The 16,677-nt window shown below is 51.8% G+C and carries 12 protein-coding genes and 1 pseudogene; 7 read left to right on the top strand and 6 right to left on the bottom strand.

From position 1 onward, the window contains the following. Positions 1 to 30: 30 nt before the first annotated feature. The 3 genes from AK821_RS13325 to AK821_RS13315 form a co-directional block, all read right to left on the bottom strand. Positions 31 to 912, bottom strand: coding sequence for a LysR family transcriptional regulator (locus AK821_RS13325; protein ID WP_064390071.1), 882 nt, complete (start codon positions 910 to 912; stop codon positions 31 to 33). Then, positions 902 to 2,170, bottom strand: a complete 1,269-nt coding sequence (gene otnK / locus AK821_RS13320; RefSeq protein ID WP_064390070.1) for a 3-oxo-tetronate kinase — start codon at positions 2,168 to 2,170, stop codon at positions 902 to 904. Before otnK ends, AK821_RS13325 begins: the two co-directional genes overlap by 11 nt. Before the next feature lie 118 nt (positions 2,171 to 2,288). Then, positions 2,289 to 3,359: an isocitrate/isopropylmalate dehydrogenase family protein gene (locus tag AK821_RS13315; protein WP_064390069.1), complete on the bottom strand. Its 1,071-nt coding sequence runs from the start codon at positions 3,357 to 3,359 to the stop codon at positions 2,289 to 2,291. Positions 3,360 to 3,621: 262 nt separating this feature from the next. On the opposite strand from AK821_RS13315, the gene rraA reads away from it, so the two are divergent. After that, positions 3,622 to 4,104 (top strand): ribonuclease E activity regulator RraA, encoded by a 483-nt coding sequence (rraA, locus tag AK821_RS13310; RefSeq protein WP_007948268.1) that lies wholly within the window; start codon positions 3,622 to 3,624, stop codon positions 4,102 to 4,104. On the opposite strand, the gene AK821_RS13305 is transcribed toward rraA, so the two are convergent. Then, on the bottom strand, positions 4,097 to 5,035 hold the full coding sequence (locus tag AK821_RS13305; protein WP_064390068.1) for a GntR family transcriptional regulator: 939 nt from the start codon (positions 5,033 to 5,035) through the stop codon (positions 4,097 to 4,099). The two genes, rraA and AK821_RS13305, sit on opposite strands and share 8 nt — an antisense overlap. Positions 5,036 to 5,259: 224 nt before the next feature. Between AK821_RS13305 and AK821_RS13300 the strand changes: the two genes are divergently transcribed. From AK821_RS13300 to AK821_RS13285, 4 genes are all read left to right on the top strand, one after another. Continuing rightward, positions 5,260 to 5,919, top strand: a complete 660-nt coding sequence (locus tag AK821_RS13300; RefSeq protein WP_064390067.1) for an aspartate/glutamate racemase family protein — start codon at positions 5,260 to 5,262, stop codon at positions 5,917 to 5,919. Positions 5,920 to 5,949: 30 nt separating this feature from the next. Further along, the gene (locus tag AK821_RS13295; protein ID WP_064390066.1) at positions 5,950 to 6,738 is read left to right on the top strand and encodes a hydroxypyruvate isomerase family protein; all 789 of its coding nucleotides are present in this window, start codon (positions 5,950 to 5,952) and stop codon (positions 6,736 to 6,738) included. A gap of 133 nt (positions 6,739 to 6,871) precedes the next feature. Next, the gene (gene phbB, locus AK821_RS13290) at positions 6,872 to 7,615 is read left to right on the top strand and encodes an acetoacetyl-CoA reductase (protein ID WP_064390065.1); all 744 of its coding nucleotides are present in this window, start codon (positions 6,872 to 6,874) and stop codon (positions 7,613 to 7,615) included. 92 nt (positions 7,616 to 7,707) lie between these two features. Next, a complete protein-coding gene (locus AK821_RS13285) occupies positions 7,708 to 9,069 on the top strand; it encodes a CitMHS family transporter (protein WP_330219033.1) in 1,362 nt (453 codons plus the stop codon). A gap of 1,082 nt (positions 9,070 to 10,151) precedes the next feature. Here the strand turns inward: AK821_RS13285 and AK821_RS13280 are convergent. Beyond that, a pseudogene (locus AK821_RS13280) lies at positions 10,152 to 10,635 on the bottom strand (type II secretion system protein GspD); the annotation flags it as partial. Positions 10,636 to 10,729: 94 nt separating this feature from the next. On the opposite strand from AK821_RS13280, the gene AK821_RS13275 reads away from it, so the two are divergent. Then, complete coding sequence (locus AK821_RS13275) at positions 10,730 to 11,722, top strand: hypothetical protein (protein WP_064390062.1); 993 nt, start codon at positions 10,730 to 10,732, stop codon at positions 11,720 to 11,722. 340 nt (positions 11,723 to 12,062) lie between these two features. Further along, positions 12,063 to 12,830, top strand: coding sequence for a hypothetical protein (locus AK821_RS13270; protein WP_064390061.1), 768 nt, complete (start codon positions 12,063 to 12,065; stop codon positions 12,828 to 12,830). A 220-nt stretch (positions 12,831 to 13,050) separates the two neighbouring features. Here the strand turns inward: AK821_RS13270 and AK821_RS13265 are convergent, their stop codons facing one another. Further along, positions 13,051 to 16,569 carry a DUF4020 domain-containing protein gene (locus AK821_RS13265; protein ID WP_064390060.1) on the bottom strand — a complete coding sequence of 1,173 codons (3,519 nt, stop codon included), beginning with the start codon at positions 16,567 to 16,569 and terminating at the stop codon, positions 13,051 to 13,053. Between the last annotated feature and the right edge of the window lie 108 nt (positions 16,570 to 16,677).

Raw genomic sequence — 16,677 nt, 5'->3', positions numbered from 1 at the left:
AAAGGCGAGCAGGTGCATGGATGGCACCTATCACGCGGTCAAGTGTGCGACGAACGCGCGAGCGGTAGGAGGGAGCGCTTCGAATCGTCGAGCAACAACATTCAACTGACGCTTGGCCCATGGCTCGGCCAACGTGACAGCCTGCAAATGGAAGGAACGCAGATAGGGACGCAGAACATCGCGAGGCAAAATGCAAATGCCCAGATTGGTCGAAACCATCCGGCACATGCATTCAAAGCTGGAAACACGAACCCGCTGCCTGATTGGCTTACCTAACAATTCGGCTTGTTCAGTCAGCAGCAAATGCACCGAGCTTTCCACGTGAGGACCAATGAACTCGAAGATCAGCGCCTGCTCGAAACTGGCTTGTGTCTGCGCCGCCAATGGATGCCGTTCTGGAACCGCGATCACCAACTCATCCACGCGATAGGGAACGGATTCCAATCCTTGTGAAGGCGTCTGTTCGGCAATGATGCCGACATCCGCACGCCCGTCCGACACTGCTCGAACGATTGCGGCACCGACGCGCTCCTCGATATCGAACTTGATATCGGGGTAGGTTTCCATAAACGTGCCGATATCCAGACTCAGCTGTTGGGCCAACGCCGATGTAATGGCGTGCAATCGAACATGGCCCTTGATTCCAGCACCATACTCACTCAACTCCTGGTCCATCTTCTGAAGAGTTTCATTCACCTGCAACGCGTAATGGCGCAGCGACTGACCCGCAGGCGTCAGCTCCATTCCCCGCGGATAGCGAATGAACAAGGGAGAACCCACCTTCTCTTCAAGCTCGCTGATCCGCTTACTGACCGCGGAGGTTGCCAGGTGGCAGAGCTGCGACGCCTTGGTCAGATTTCGCTGCTCCGCCACAGCCATGAAGATTTCCAGGCTAAGCAGATCATGGCGCATTGGCCAATGCCTTCTCGAAGAAGTCTACCGTGCCAAAATTGCCGGATTTCAGCGCCAGGGCCACCGGGTCGTCGCGCAAGCCCAGTGTCCAAGGCACACCAGGATCGATGGTCGCACCAATTCGTAGAGCCTCGACTTGCAGTGCCTTGACTACCGCACCCGAGGTTTCGCCACCGGCAACCACCAGCTTGCGAACACCCATGTCGTAGAGGCCGACAGCGACGGCGGACAATGCGTCTTCTACGATCTGCCCAGCAGCTTCAACGCCGAGCTTTTGCTGAGCAAGCTTGACCGTCTCTGGATGTGCGCTTCCGTAGATCAGGACGGGGCCCTTTTGAATCAGATCCTTTGCCCATTCAAGTGCTTCAGCAACCTGATCATGACCATTGGCAAGACGAAGCGGATCAATGGAAAAGCTCGGACGGGTTTTCTGCCAGTGCTCGACCTGACCATTCGTCGCTACCGAACAACTGCCGGAAACAACGGCGCCCAAGCCCTCGATGACAGGCAGTACCGATGCCGTTTCGGACTGGCCAAGCTTGCCGGCACGACGGAAGTTTTCAGGTAGACCCAGTGCAACGCCAGAGCCGCCGGTAACCAGTTTATGGTCCGCCACGGCAGTGCCTATCGCATACAAATCTTCATCATCTATCGCATCGACAATGGCATAACCTCGACCTTGGGTAATGAGGCTATTGAAAGCGGCGGAAATGGCTTGTGCGCCCTTGTTGACGACCGAATGTGCAACAAGACCTACCGGTTTGAGCGTCTGCTGCTGCAACACCCGAACCAGGTTGGAATCTGTCATTGGCGTCAATGGATGATTACGCATGCCGGATTCGCTCAACAGCACATCGCCAACGAACAAATGACCGTTAAAAATCGTCCGTTTGTTCTCCGGGAATGCAGGACAAGCCACAGCGAACGAGACGTTCAAAGCTTCAGCAAGTGCATCGGCGACGGGGCCGATGTTTCCGCGAGATGTCGAGTCAAACGTCGAGCAATATTTGAAAAAAAACTGTTGGCAGCCTGCCGCACGCAACCATTCCAGCGCTTCGAGCGATTGGGTAACGGCTTCTTCCGGGCTGACGGTACGGCTTTTCAGGGCAATGACGACTGCATCGATGTCATCAGGCAAGGGCCCTTGCGGCACACCGATCACTTGTAGCGTGCGCATGCCGCCACGTACCAGCGTACTGGCCAAATCCGTACCGCCGGTGAAGTCATCAGCGATGCAACCAAGTAGTAATTGACTCACTGTGGTCTCCTTGTGCCCTCTTCCTTTGGATATCTAAAAGGAGAACAGGCGATTTCTTGTTATAGATCTGCAACATTCCGGACAACGGGCGGCATGCCTGGCATGCCGCCCGTTTGAATCAACCCAGAATGGCTTTGGCTACCGCTTCGCCGAACGCTTTGGTACCGCTGGAGCCGCCCAGATCAGGCGTGCGCTGCTTAGGATCCTGCAGCACGACATCCACTGCCTTTTCCATTTCCAGGCCGGCCTTGATCAGCGCTTCCTTGTTGTGGTGCTCGCCCATCCACTGCAGCAGCATGCCAACGGACAGAATCATCGAAACCGGGTTGGCCTTGTCCTGACCGGCGATATCCGGCGCAGAGCCGTGTTGGGCCTGGGCGCAGCAATGAGTGTCGCTGGCCATCATGGAACCGGCCAGACCCAGGCTGCCCGACAGTTCACTGGCAAGGTCGCTGATGATGTCGCCGTAGAAGTTGGTCGCGACCAGAACGTCGAAGCGCTCAGGGCTGCGTACCAGGTGCGCAGTGGAGGCGTCGACCAGCAGATCGTCCAGCGCGACCTCCGGGAAGTCCTTCGCTACATCACGAACGCACTCGAGGAACAGACCGTCAGTCATGTGGAAGCTGTTGGCCTTGTGAATGGCGGTGACTTTCTTGCCACGCTTCATAGCCAGCTCGAACGCACGGCGAGCGATACGCTCGCTGCAATGACGAGTGATTTTACGAGTGGATAAAGCCATATCTGGAGTCGGCATCACTTCGCCCCAACCGCGGCTCATGTTGCGATCTGGATAAAAGCCTTCAGTCGCTTCACGCATGATCACCAGGTCCATAGTCTTGCCTTCCTTCATGTTGGAAGTCAGGAATGGACGGGTACGGGCAGGACGTACGTTGGCGTAGAGATCCAGGCCGATACGGAAACCGGCAGAAACGTTGCGACCGCCTTTTTCAGGCACAGGATAGTCGGCGTGCGACTGGGTGCCGAGAATGATGCCGTCGTAGCCTTTGGCCTTTTCCAGCACTTCATCACGCAAGGTGGTGCCGTATTTATCCAGGCTTGTGAAACCGACATCGTCGTAATCGAAGCTCAAGCCCAGTTCGAATTTCGTGTTGGCAGCCTTGAGCACTGACATCGAAGATTCAACGATTTCTGGACCAATACCGTCACCAGGAAGAACCAAAATACGCATCGCATACCCCTTACTTATTGTTTGACCTGAATTTTTTCGAAGCCTGTGCGTGAAGAACTGGCTCCATTTCTGTACATCGTAAATACAAAGTACAATATTGGCGAGGCGAAGTCCTTAACCTTTTGCTCCCGTTCGTCCTGAGACGTTATGGAGAGTATTAGCGCTATCGCCCTCGACAGATTGCATTTTATTGCATGAATATCCAGTTTGTGCAACCTTTATGCTCAACGGTCACCCAATTCACTGCCCCAGGAGATGTTGCATGACAGTTAAAACCTCCGATCTTTGCGATCAATACCCAGACTCAATTCGCGTACTGGCCCCGATTTTTCAGGACTTTGGCGGCAAAAATGATTTCGAGGGACGCGCCTTCACCCTCAAATGTTTCGAGGACAATTCCCGGATCAAGGAAATAAGCAGTCTGCCGGGACACGGTCGGGTCCTGGTGGTGGACGGAGGCGGCAGTGACCGCTACGCCCTGTTCGGCGATGTGATCGCTGAAGATCTGGTCAAAAACGGCTGGGCCGGTGTGATGATTTACGGTTACATCCGCGACAAAGCGGCTTTACGTGACATGCCGATCGCCATCAAGGCACTGGGCACATCACCGCGAAAGACCGTCAAACGAAACGAAGGGCAGATTGGCATAACGGTGGAATTCGCCGGGCACACCATCGCCGATGGCGACCAACTGTTCGGCGATGATGATGGCGTGGTGTTGTTGAACGAACTGAGCGCTAGCTGACAACTGACATCTCAAGGCTGCGCTGGTATTCCAGCTCATCCTTGGCCTCTTTGTCAGTTTTTTGCCGCCCGACCACATCAAGGTGGTTGCGTAGAAATTCCGCCGCCTGCTCTCGCTGTCCGCTTTCGATGAGATCAAGAAGATGGATGTGTTCTTTACACTGGTTGATCAGGCGAGGCCGATCCACGTTGGCCTTGTAGGCCATGAAACGACGCAATTGGTTCTGGCGGCGGATTGCCTCAAGAAAAAAAGCGTTGCCCGAGCAGCGCACCACCATCTCATGAAGCTGCGAACCAATCTGAAAAAGCTGCGATCGCGACAAGGTGAAAATGTCGCCATCGAGCAGTTGCTGCTGGATTTCCCGCGCTTTGGCAAACGCTGGCTTATCCACCTCGTAACCAGGTTCCAAAACGGCGGCCGGCTCAATTGCCATGCGAAAACGGTAGCTTTGAATATGAGCCTTGGAGTCGTGGAGAAAACTGTTGATTTCCCATCCCTGCCCCGGCTTGCGCTCAATCATCGCTTCGTTGGCCAACCGCGTCAGAACCTTCATGAGCTGCCCTCTCGGCACCTCATATTTGCGCATCAATTCGGCTTCAAAAAAAGTCGTGGGAATGTCACCACGCAAGACGTCGTCAACAACGCGCAAGTAGAAGTCTTCAAAGGGATCAACCTCCAGAGGGAGCTTGCGACTGTCGATTCCTCGCGCGTCAGCTGTCAGGAAATAACCCCGATTCGGCTCCTTGGTCGCCAGACCCAATTCAGCCAGCAATGCAAACCCCCGTCGAATTGGCGAACGGGACACGCCAAGCTCCTTGGCAAAAGACTCCTCGCGCAACGGATCACCAGCACGCATAGACCTGGCTCTCGCCATATCAATGATCTTGGGTGCCAACTGTTCCGCAAGGTCTTTTTTTATCTTGGGCTTCATTTTGGAAGGTTCGGCCGCCAAGGGTTGTTGAGGAGTCGATTCTGCTGAATTCATGAAAACCGGTAATCAGAGGAGGATGACATCAATGCGCGGTCTAGTAGTGAGCCAGTACGCCGCACCCAAGCTTTAAAGAAAAATAACACACCTGATGAACATCAACACGCTGACGATACTTCATGAGTCAGCCGCCTATTCAATAGCGTAATCAACAATTCAGGAACGACATGAACACACCACGTATCTATCTGATCCATGCTACGCCCGTAGCAATCGACCCCATTACCGAAGCGTTCACACGACTTTGGCCCGAGGCCCGGCTTGCAAACTTGCTGGAGGACTCTCTTTCCAGCGACTTGGCCGAAGCTGGAGAGCTGACTCCGGCATTGAACGAGCGGTTCTTGAAACTCGCGACGTATGCCGCCGACTCTGGCGCGGACGCAATCCTGTTTACGTGTTCGGCATTCGGGGACGCCATTGATTTGTGCAAGCAGTCCTTAAGTATCCCGGTCCTTAAACCCAACGAAGCCATGATCGAGGAGGCGATACAGCGCACTCGAAAAATCACCATCCTTGCGACCTTCCAGCCGGCCATTACCTCGATGACGGAGGAGTTCCAGGCATCTGCGCGCAAGCAGGGCCTCGAACTGGAACTTGAGACCACTGTTTGTCCAGAAGCACTCACCGAGTTACGCAAGGGAAATGGCGACAGGCATGACGCGCTCATCGTCGATTCCGCACGCACACCCTCCAGCAGCGAGCTGCTGTGCTTCGCGCAGTTTTCCATGACCAGCGCCGCGCAGCAGACGAGTCTGGCAAGCGGCCTGCCGGTGCTGACAACGCCCGACAGCGCGGTGTTGAAACTACGCAACCTTCTCAACGCTTGATACAGATTCCAAAGAATTAAGGACACATCCATGACAAGCTTGAATGCACATATCGGCTTCCAGTTTACGGAATTGCCTTTCCTGCAGCGGTTTTCGGCAGCTGCAAGCGCGGGTTTTAAAGCCGTCGAATTCCCCTCTCCCTACGAGTATGAGGCGCAGCACATCGCATCGCTTCTGATTGAGCATCAACTTCAGATGGTGCAATTTGCCGCCCCTCCGGGCTCCACCAAAGGCAACATCGGCATTTGCTGCTCAAGAGAAACGTTGAAATCAGACCTCAGTCTGGCGGTTGAATATGCCAACGCGCTCGATTGCCGGATGATTCACCTGATGTCGGGCGCATCCCAAGTTGAAACCGGCGTCATTGCTGACAGCAATATTTATCGCCGCAACCTCAAATATGCGACTGAGTTCTTGTCTGGAGAAGGCATCGAGCCGCTGATTGAAGTCATCAGCTCCGACGAAGTCCCTGGCTACCTGATGAGTTCCTTCCAGCTGGCTGAGGAGCTACTGGAGACGCTGCCTGCCCTTGGATTGATCCTTGATACTTACCACACCGAGCTCCTCGGCGAGGATTGCCTGCGCAAACTCAATCAATGGTGGTCGCGCGTGAAGCATGTTCAAGTCGCCGACTTCCCCGGACGGAATGAACCCGGAACGGGCAACATCGATTTTGCAAAACTGCTCTCAATGCTCGAAGACCGGACCTATCAGGGATGGGTAGGCTGTGAGTATCGCCCTCGCACCAAGACATTGGATGGCCTTGATGGCCTGCGGCAAGTCATGACGCCGAATCCCCACGAGAATGACCGTTGGTAAGAAATCGTTTCTTTTTGGAGAAATTGTACTGCGTAATCTTGCAAAACAATTTTGAGTGGAGTTTATTAAGGCTCAGTAGCCCTCGAAGGTTGCACGCAATGCTCCCAACAAAAAACACAACAGGAGTTCACGCATGACCAAAAAGATCGCATTTGTAACTGCTGGCATGGGAAACCTCGGTACAGCAGTTTGCCAGCGACTTGCTCGAGACGGATTCACCGTCGTCGCAGGATGCGGGCCCAACTCTCCCTTGAAGGACACCTGGCTTGCTCAGCAAAAGGAACTCGGTTTTAGCTTCATTGCCTCTGAAGGCAGCGTCGCTGACTGGGACTCCTGTCAAAAGGCTTTTGATCAGATCAAAAAAAATGTCGGCCCTGTCGATGTTCTGATCAATAACGCAGGTACGGCTCGCAACGTTGTATTTCAGGACATGCAGCCCAACGATTGGACCACCGTGATCGATACCAACCTCAACTCGCTGTTCAATGTAACCAAACAGGTTATCGATGGCATGGCGGAGCGAGGCTGGGGTCGGGTCATCAACATTTCCTCCGTGAATGCTCAATTGGGCCAGGTAGGTCAGGTTAACTACTCCACTGCCAAATCTGCTATCCGCGGCTTCACCCGCGCACTGGCAAGAGAAGTCGGGTCGCGTGGAGTGACAGTCAATACGGTGTCTCCTGGCTATATCGCCACTGCCAAGCTCAAGTCCGTCACAACGGCCGATGTGATGGATCGCATCATTCAGGACATTCCAACCCGACGCCTAGGAACTCCCGAGGAAATCGCGGCGGTGTGTGCCTGGCTTGCCTCAGATGAGGCTGGTTATGCCAACGGTGCTGACTTCTCACTCAATGGTGGACTTCACATGAGTTGATCCTCGTGTGAGACTCAGCGGCAACCCGCTGGATCAGACCAAAAATACAGCGGGAACCTTGATGCGCTTATTGCGCAGATCCCATAAAAATAATTGTACTTTACGTCAAGGTGATACAAATGCTCTCAATACTCGGCTACGGCATGATCGTGACCTTCATGGCACTGATCATGACCAAGCGGTTGTCACCGTTGGTAGCGATGACAACTGTTCCGATCGTATTCGCCCTCATGGCTGGATTTGGCCCCGACATGGGCGACATGATGATCGACGGCCTGAAAAAGGTAGCTCCGACCGCGGTCATGGTGATGTTCGCGATCCTCTACTTTGGCGTAATGTTCGATACCGGCCTGTTCGATCCGATCATTCGCAAGTTCATCAAGTTGATCAACGGCGACCCAATGAAGGCCGTTGTCTATGCCGCGTTGCTGGCAGGCATGGTGTCGCTGGACGGCGACGGCTCAACGACCTACATGATCACTGTCACCGCAATGCTGCCACTGTTCAAACGATTGAGACTCGAACCGCTATCGCTAACGTGCGTAGTGATTCTCGCAGCCAGTGTGACTAACCTTCTGCCATGGGGCGGCCCACTCGCTCGTGCTGCCGCCTCTTTGCAGGTCGATACAGCAGAGCTGTTCATTCCACTTATTCCGGTAATGGTCGTAGGCTTCCTGGGTGTTCTGGGCCTGGCTTATTTTATCGGTATTCGTGAACGTGCACGCCTTGGAACCCTGCGTCTTTCCGTGGGTGCAGCTGCAACAGTATTTGATGACGACGCTGACGAAGGCTTGCCTTCAATGTCTGACGAAAATGCCGAATTGCGTCGTCCAAAGCTGTTTTGGCTAAACGCAGGTCTCACCATCGCTCTGATGGCCGGCCTAGTCGTGGAGATTCTCCCCCTCTCCATTCTATTCATGGTCGCTTTCTCCATCGCGTTGGTGATCAACTATCCACACATGAACGATCAACGTCGTCGTATTTCTGCGCACGCCCCAACCGCTCTGAATCAGATTGCGATCTTCCTGGCCGCCGGCATTCTGGCGGGTATTCTCTCCGGCACAGGTATGGTCAACGCGATGTCGGCCAGCTTTCTCGCAATGTTGCCTGAGACCTGGGGGCCCTACATGGCACCGATCACCGCGCTGGCGAGTATTCCGGGCACGTTCTTCATGTCCAACGACGCGTTCTACTACGGTGTGCTGCCAGTGCTGGCGAAAGCCGCTGAAGTCTATGGGATTACTCATGCGGAAATTGGGCGTGCATCGTTGGTCGGCCAACCTGTCCACCTGCTGAGTCCACTTGTAGCCTCTACCTACCTGCTCTGCGGTTTGGCCGGTGTAGAGTTCAGTGATCATCAGAAATACACCATGAAGTGGGCGTTTGCGCTGAGCTTCTTGATCTTGATCGCCTGTTTGGTGCTAGGTTTGTTCCCTTTGGCAGCGAGCGTTTGAGGGCGCTAACTGTTCAAGTCGATAAAGCCTGACGAAAAATCCCGGAGCAGAAATGCTGCCGGGATTTTTTTTGCCCTCTAACAGTCGCGGATAGACGCGCCGGTATTCTTTGAAAACCTCTGCATCCTCCACCGCCCGGATGAGTCGATGATAGACCCACGCGGTCGGACAACTCCTATAGTGATTGAGTAAAGATTCAGATACCGCTGCAAAAGAATATTCCTCCCAGTGCGACTCATTTAAGAAAACCTTCTAATAAAGCAGGCTTGAGCAGGCGTCTTCGGGAGAAAATGTCACTTGGGTTTCGCTATCCTTCTATTCCAGCTTTTTGATGATGTAAACAGCGCGCTGGAATGATGATTAGAGAAGGATTGATTGAAATTATCTTGCGAATTATGACGTCCGGGCCGTTTCGTCACGACGTAATTGGTATGTTTTACGACCATTTTGGTGCCACGCTGATCATTGCCAGGGGCTTGGGTGGGTTCAACTTCTCGCATGACAACGATTGATGAGGCCTAGGTCTTATGACAGCGACCACGGCAAAGCACAAATGCCTTTCATAGAGAAACTAGGAATGAATCGGTTACTAAAATTTTTTATTCGCCCTGAAAAGAGAGTGGCTGACACCGGTTATCTTGTTTTAGCTGCTTTTGTTGGTGGCGCCGCAGGCGTCTTGCTGGCCTACAAAGTTTCGCTATGCGTGGGATTGCCCTTCGCATTAGGTGCAACTCTAATGCTTTTCTTCACGTGGAGGGCTCCAAATCCCCCTCCCCGATTACCTAATAAAACAAGGCCTGGCCAAGGATTGTAAGATTAGAGCCGTCTAACTGGAGTAATCACCCAAAAGCCCTCTAAATCCGCTATCTGTTAATTCACACTTTTATAGATCGTAGATTACCGCGCTTGGCCGATATCAGTGCGTCCGCATCGACCGTATTGGTTAGACGCGGGCAAAATGGTAATCGCGATGCGATTTATTCGGAGTCGAGTCAGAACCTATTTCGTGCGCGCATACACCATGCGAGCTGCTATTTGAGCAGCTGCATTTGCTGGCGATACTCGTCGGTCACCCGCCGCGCCTAATTGGCATTGGTCACTACCCGAGGAGTGATCAAGAGGATCAGCTCGGTTCTATCGCGCGACTTTGACGTATTGCCGAACAGCCATTTCAGGCCAGGAATTCTCGACAGGCCCGGCACGCTGGAGGTGGACTCCGCATTGTCCTGCTTGACCAATCCGCCGAGTAGCACCGTCTGCCCGCTCTGCGCAGCGATTTGCGTAGAGACCGAACGGGTCGAGATGCGCGGATTGGGTTGAGTGGTGGTGACGTTACTCGTATCGGCGTCACTGACCTGTTGCTGGATGTCCATGTACACCAGACCACCCGGATTGATTCGCGGAACCACATCAAGGATCACCCCGTCTGCACATACTCCACGCTGCTCAGGGTCGTATCGGAACCGCTTGTATTAACGGTCGTCTGGCTGATGGGAATATTGTCACGACCTGAATTTGCGCTTGCTGGTTGTTCATCACCACCAGTGACGGCGCGGATAGCCGCCGCTCTTGACCGTCCGTTCCGGCCAGAAGCGGACGTATGCTAAGGGTTGGGTCTATCTTGTTCTTTTGACACGTTGCTTCGGAAGGTAAGGAATCCATGTCTGATTTTTTTGAAGAAACGCCTGCCGCCATCAAATGGGCGGAAGAGGCTGAGCGTCGACACCAGGCGGGAAAATTTGGCGAAATTGTGCGCGCGGTGATCTGGACGGACGCGCGCGGCTCAGATGGCCAACTGCTGGTCGCTGTCGACCCGGACAGATTAGTTACGAAGATAAACTGCAATCCGTTCACACTTCTTGAGAATCACGATCCCGGACGCCCAAAGGGAAAACTGCTGGAAAGTGCATCATTCGAAAGTCCCGACGGTCGAAAGTTTGTCGCCGCAGTCCTGGGCTATTACTCAGGAGGAGACGTTTTGAGTTTTCGTGGTTTGGGGATAGATGTTGGCTTTTCCGTTTCGCCTCCTAAACAGCTTCCAAGTCTTTTGGAAGATGTGTGGATCGAGATCGCGACGGATGCAAGGGAGGTAGATGAACATTGGTTGGATCAGGTTACGAATGACTCGCCCGTTAGAGTCGAGCGTTCCGAGCTGTCGCACAATGCAGCAGACTCATTGCAAGAGCTCATCAGGATTGGCCTTCCCTATGTACTCCTAGTTTGGAGCCCATTCGTTACTGCGATAGCTACTGAGGCGGGAAAAGCTTCCTATGCAGGAATACATGCCTGGTTTCGGAAACTGCTTAGTCGAATGTCCGATAGACGTAACCCTATACTCGACTTTCATTCACATCAAGACGGCTGCCAGGTCTCATTTTTATTCAGAGGTAGGGATGAGAAAAAGCTTCATGAGGCCATGGATGCATTGGCCGGGGCGGCGGCTCAAGCCGCGCGGTTAATTTCCGGGCTGAAATCTCAAGGAAAGATAAGTCGGCAAATGGTCTATGAATTCGATAAAGAAACCCTTCTGTGGGCACCGTCGTTTGTTTTACTGAATGATGATCGGATCATCACCGATAACTTAGCACTTATCGCGATTGAAAATCTTCCGAAGGGGTTGAGTCTCGGTCTGACTCGAAGCAATTCACTCTGAAGTAGAGTCAAAAAACTGGGACGAATTTATCTTTTCTATGATAAATCCGTCCCCATTTTTTGGTGGGGAGGTTTGAGCGGGAGTGTCGGTGCTTGTGGGTGACTGCGTTCAGCCAAAAGCGGACATACGTATTTCGGAATCTAGATTCGTTCAAATAACTAGTAAAAACTCATGATAAGAAGCAATTACGCAAGGTCGGGATTAATTTGCGCTAAGCTGAATACTTAAGATCAGTAGGAAATTGGAGACTTGGCAGGCAGCATGAAAAGCTTTACGGCGGAATCAAAGAAATTATTTTTATCAGAATAAGCTTCAGAAAATAAATTACAGAGGAATTCCAATGGAGAGTTTGCAAAAGTACAACAAGACATATCATTTTGATAATGCGAAGGCGCTAGTCGAGAAAGGAGACACTCAGTCATTGCGATATGCTTGCTTAGAATTACGCTTTTTAATCGAAGCTCATGTGTACGAGAGATTGCTGCATGAAATTGATGAATTGCCAAAAAGTGTTATCAACACATGGCAGCCAAACAAGGCCGTTCGATTACATGGAAAATTCGACAAATATGCCGACATGGATATGCATCTATTGTTAACAAGCCCGTCCGGTGAAAGCATGGATATACATTATAATAATATAAAATACAGCGAGCTAAACAAGACATACAACACACTGGGAAGTTATTTGCATCTGCCAATGCCTGCAAAAGTGAGGAATTACACTATCAGCAAAACTAAAATAATCGAACTCCTTGATAGTCTTGCAAGGTTGATGGTTGGAAATTTAATAATCTACAAGATTGATTACAAAACATTTTGTTGCAAGGCATGCGGGGAAAATATTATTTTTACAGATCATTACATAGAAACCAATGATTCAATAGTTTGCCAAAATGACAACTGCGGCTGTGAGTACGCGATAATTAATGAGGTCGGACGCAGTGAGTTCAGCTTAGATTACAAGGCGCTGTCTTGTCACGTTTGCACAAAGCAGATCGCTGTGCCTTTCAGCAAAATCGAAGACGGTTATAAATTCAAATGTGACTGTTGTTCGACCGAGTTTAGCTTTGAGTTAATAATACGAAGTGACACCCCGACACCATAGTAAACATATCAGGAATTGTCCGGGTTCCTCGGGCATATTTGGGCGTCTATTTTTTGACCGCTAGCGAACATTCAGGAACGTTAGTTTTCGGCCATAAGCTGCCATTCATTATGGCAGTAAGTGACTGAAATTAGGCGAGATCGAGTAAATGGGGCTTTGGCCTGGCGTGGTGGGGCTGACCTCAATTTTCTTCAAGGGTTTTTCACAACAAACATTTCAATTACGTATTGAGATTGGCGCCAATGTGAGCTAACCCCTCATCAAGCCTACGCTTCATGGCCGGTGGAAGTGTCGTCAGGCGGGAGGCGACCCTACCTAAGTCTGCAGCGTGATGAGTAACCACGCAGTTGCACAAATAAATAAGCAACTCAGCAGTGTCCTCTGGATAGCGTGTCACTAAATCACTATCGCGGATAGCGTATAGCAGACTGCAGTTTTCAATTGGAAACATGGGCGCGCGGACGGTCAACGCCACTGCAGAGGGGAACGAATCTTCAAGGTAAGGCAGCCATTCCAGCATCCTACGAATTTCTGCTTCATCTAACACTGCTAGAATTCCCTGGAGACGGTTTTGCCAGTAAATACGCAACCAACGATCCCATAATAGGTGCTTAGCATCCGGCTGCATCTGACGAAGGAAATACCCCAGATGAGATGCGAAGCCTATTCGATCGTCTAATGTCCCATGTTGGAAAAGCGCCGGTAGCAACTGTTGCATTGGGTCAGTGACATGGAATGCGGAAAGTGCCGTATAAAACTCTACAAAACGGTGAGTTTGTTTAGGTAGCAATTCTCGAATTGGTTTTATTGCATATATGAATGCGGGTACAAGTTCCTCTACTAGGGCCGGATACAGCCTTCCCCATACGAGGAAGCCATCCCATGCCTGAGCAAATTTTTGCCTATCAATCTCTAAGAATAGCGGAAGGATATGATGCCTTGTCCATGTATCATCAAGGTTAAAAAGAAAGGCAGTTCGACTCGCTAATAGGCTACGTCCCAGCCCTCCTTTCGAGGTCGGGTCTTGCAACACCATTTTGAACCACTGCCGATAATTTTCAGGAATGATCCGCTCACTACCACTCTTGTTGCGCAGGAACAACGAAAGGCCATTTATCCAAAACTCGACAATTTTTCCAGCTGGCCGATTGATAGCGCGTGATAGCCAGTCGTCAATATTCTCGTCTTGCTCGTAATGCTCTAGTCTGCCCCACACAGGCAATGCGATTACGTTTGCATCGTCTAATAGTTCAAGCGCAAATGGTTTACCACCATCCCTTACAAGTGTGTCGAGCATGCTCGCTAACTCGTCTGGATGCGCCGTATGCAGCTCGGGGCGTACTGCAATCTGCAACAGGCTCTGCCAACCATCCACTGCGATATCAGAGTCCTTCAATCCTCCAATAACTGAGGGCCATAGGTCGGATGTCCATAGTGAACGTTCGATCAAAACCTCAGCAAGAGCGAATCCCCAACTTTTCTTCTGCTGGCATGCTTCTCTAACGGCTAAAATCAAGCCGTTGCGATCAGGCTCATTCAAGCGACGCTCATTGAACGTCAGCAAATCCTCAATTTGTTCGTGTGGTTTACTGGCCAGTAGCTGCTCAACGGACCACGGACTCTGAGAACCGACCCACTCTGCTGACCCAGTCCAGTGTGTAAGATCCGCGTGCTCTGAGGGCTGCCAATCCGGAAATTGAGTTTTTATCGGTTCCAACGCTAGTGCAGCCAAACCACAGTTTGGTTTCGACTGTAGTAACCAACATAGCCAGTCGAAATGAGCTCGCGCCGTCCGAGTCTCGCCGGATATGTCGTCGGTCGAGGGCAAAATATGAGCAAGCACTGCATCCACGATGTCCCGTCGTACGCTATCACTCGCGGCGGCGTAATTAAGAGCTACCAAGCGATGAGCTTCGTGATGCTCTGCAAACTCATGCAAACCCACTCGCTCGAGCAACCAAGTCAAACGTTCGTCCGCTGACTTGTGAGCGTGCACCATTACCGCGTGTATAGATAGCCTTCGCAATAATGGCGCTATGGAGGTTATATGCCTCTCGATCCAAGCGTCGAGTTGCGTAGTTGAATTGGTGGCTAGCCATTCCAATGCCTCGCGCGAGGAATCAATCACCACATCTATGGCTTCTTGGTAGCGATCTTGCTCGTGAGGTTCTATAGCGGATCGTCCGTAGCTTATTGGATCCCAATCCGCGGACGCCCTGTCCCATGCCGTGAGGTCGCCATGCATCTCCTCCAGGCGCGAGGTAATTCCGGAAAGCAAAGGCTGCGCCAGCTGTTCCATATGCCGTTGAAGATGGTTGATCCAGATTTCGTTAAGGGACCAGTGATCAGAGAGCAAAATGCAGTCCGCATCTAGTCGTCGGTCACGTTTATTTTCTCCAATGTCGTACCAGACATTGCTAGGTCTGATAACGAGTTTGTGTTGGATCATGTGAAGGAAAACTTTCAATGTAAGCGCAACAATATTATTGCTGGCACATCTCTCCGCAAGCCACATCAATACGTGGTGATCCGCAGCAGGGGGAATGCTAGCAAGCAAAACGGTGACCCAGCGCTTTAGCGCTGAGTCGTCCAGCGGCTTATCTTTTCTTACGCCAAGCTCTCGTCCGACGGCCCACCAGAGTGCCGAATTCATGCGCAGACCGTGCGCTGCAATCAAAGTGAAAAGCGTTTCTGGATGCTCGATGGCAAAATTTTCTGCCAGCCACCATGCTAACAGGCGGTCGCGCTCACTTAGATCTGGAGTGTCGAAAAGTGCGTCGAGGTGACTGCGTGCATCCAGCCATCTTGGCCACTCCTCATCACGTGCGACTCCGACGAAAAAGCGCGTGGTGTGCACCTCGCGTAAAGCCTGTTCTACTTCACCGACTGCTTCGTCGTCCGCTGGTGGTATGCTCCTACCCAAATCAGTCAATCGCGTTTGCCAATCCAGCGCGCCACGCATTGAACGCTCGGAGAGCTTCTGAACTCCGTCGTAAAGTTCCTTATATGCATTCGCACCCGAGCCTGTATTGAATCGAATGGGCTTGATGCCCAGAAGATCCCAGCTTCCATCCTCGTCAGTGAGCGCGAAGCGTCCTGCGACACCACTAGCTGGAAGCGCGCGCGCAAGGTAATTCATAACAACATCATTATGGCTATAGCCGACGAAAAGTACGGTGTATCGGCGAAATGCATCAACTAGGAAGCGTCTAGCCCAGCCTTCAGTAAGGTAGGCTCTGCCAAAATCAACATCGGTAAGTACAAGATTCTGGGCGTGAGGGAGTGCTCCATGAAGATGTACGATGCCCGAGAAGTTATATCCCAGTGGCAGCGCTGGGGCTCTATACGTTTCTGGCATGGCAGGAAAGAGAGCCTTTGCCGCGGTTTCAAAATGTAAATCGAAGTTAGTGGTAACCAGCCTCACACGGTCTGCGGCACGAAACATACGAAGTAAATCGTAGTGAAGTGCATTCGGAGCGCTGCCCAAGGGCGAAAGCAAATGAGCGGCACGCTCGTGAACGTTTACTTTTAGATGTTGTAACTGTCCCAGAAAGCGATCCAGAGGTTCAGAAACTACTAGGCCTGTTCCCTGAGCAACTTCGTTAACTAATCTTTCAAAACTAGCCAGGTTTGAAGGAGGCCCCATCGAAACTCCCGCACCCGCGAATATCACGAGGGTGCCGTCACGCAATGCGTCGAGTATGCATTCGTCGAACTCGATAGCGCCAAGTTTCACCATTGCTCCTCCCCCCACCTTTGGATTTGCTCCGCAATGGAGCTCGACCTATTCAACGGAAGCATGCTGCTTCGCAGACCATATCCTAACTTGAAAATCCGAACGAAATCT

It is taken from the genome of Pseudomonas sp. RIT-PI-r, assembly GCF_001297015.1.
Taxonomy (GTDB): domain Bacteria; phylum Pseudomonadota; class Gammaproteobacteria; order Pseudomonadales; family Pseudomonadaceae; genus Aquipseudomonas.
The sequence above is the reverse complement of the archived record's forward strand: the minus strand, read 5'-3'. Positions and strand labels throughout refer to the sequence as shown.

Bases quoted from the DNA above. Each gene is read 5' to 3' on its own strand.
- AK821_RS13325 (WP_064390071.1), bottom strand. From the start codon at position 912: ATGCGCCATGATCTGCTTAGCCTGGAAATCTTCATGGCTGTGGCGGAG.
- AK821_RS13315 (WP_064390069.1), bottom strand. From the start codon at position 3,359: ATGCGTATTTTGGTTCTTCCTGGTGACGGTATTGGTCCAGAAATCGTT.
- rraA (WP_007948268.1), top strand. From the start codon at position 3,622: ATGACAGTTAAAACCTCCGATCTTTGCGATCAATACCCAGACTCAATT.
- AK821_RS13305 (WP_064390068.1), bottom strand. From the start codon at position 5,035: ATGAAGCCCAAGATAAAAAAAGACCTTGCGGAACAGTTGGCACCCAAG.
- AK821_RS13300 (WP_064390067.1), top strand. From the start codon at position 5,260: ATGAACACACCACGTATCTATCTGATCCATGCTACGCCCGTAGCAATC.
- AK821_RS13295 (WP_064390066.1), top strand. From the start codon at position 5,950: ATGACAAGCTTGAATGCACATATCGGCTTCCAGTTTACGGAATTGCCT.
- phbB (WP_064390065.1), top strand. From the start codon at position 6,872: ATGACCAAAAAGATCGCATTTGTAACTGCTGGCATGGGAAACCTCGGT.
- AK821_RS13275 (WP_064390062.1), top strand. From the start codon at position 10,730: ATGTCTGATTTTTTTGAAGAAACGCCTGCCGCCATCAAATGGGCGGAA.
- AK821_RS13270 (WP_064390061.1), top strand. From the start codon at position 12,063: ATGGAGAGTTTGCAAAAGTACAACAAGACATATCATTTTGATAATGCG.
- AK821_RS13265 (WP_064390060.1), bottom strand. From the start codon at position 16,569: ATGGTGAAACTTGGCGCTATCGAGTTCGACGAATGCATACTCGACGCA.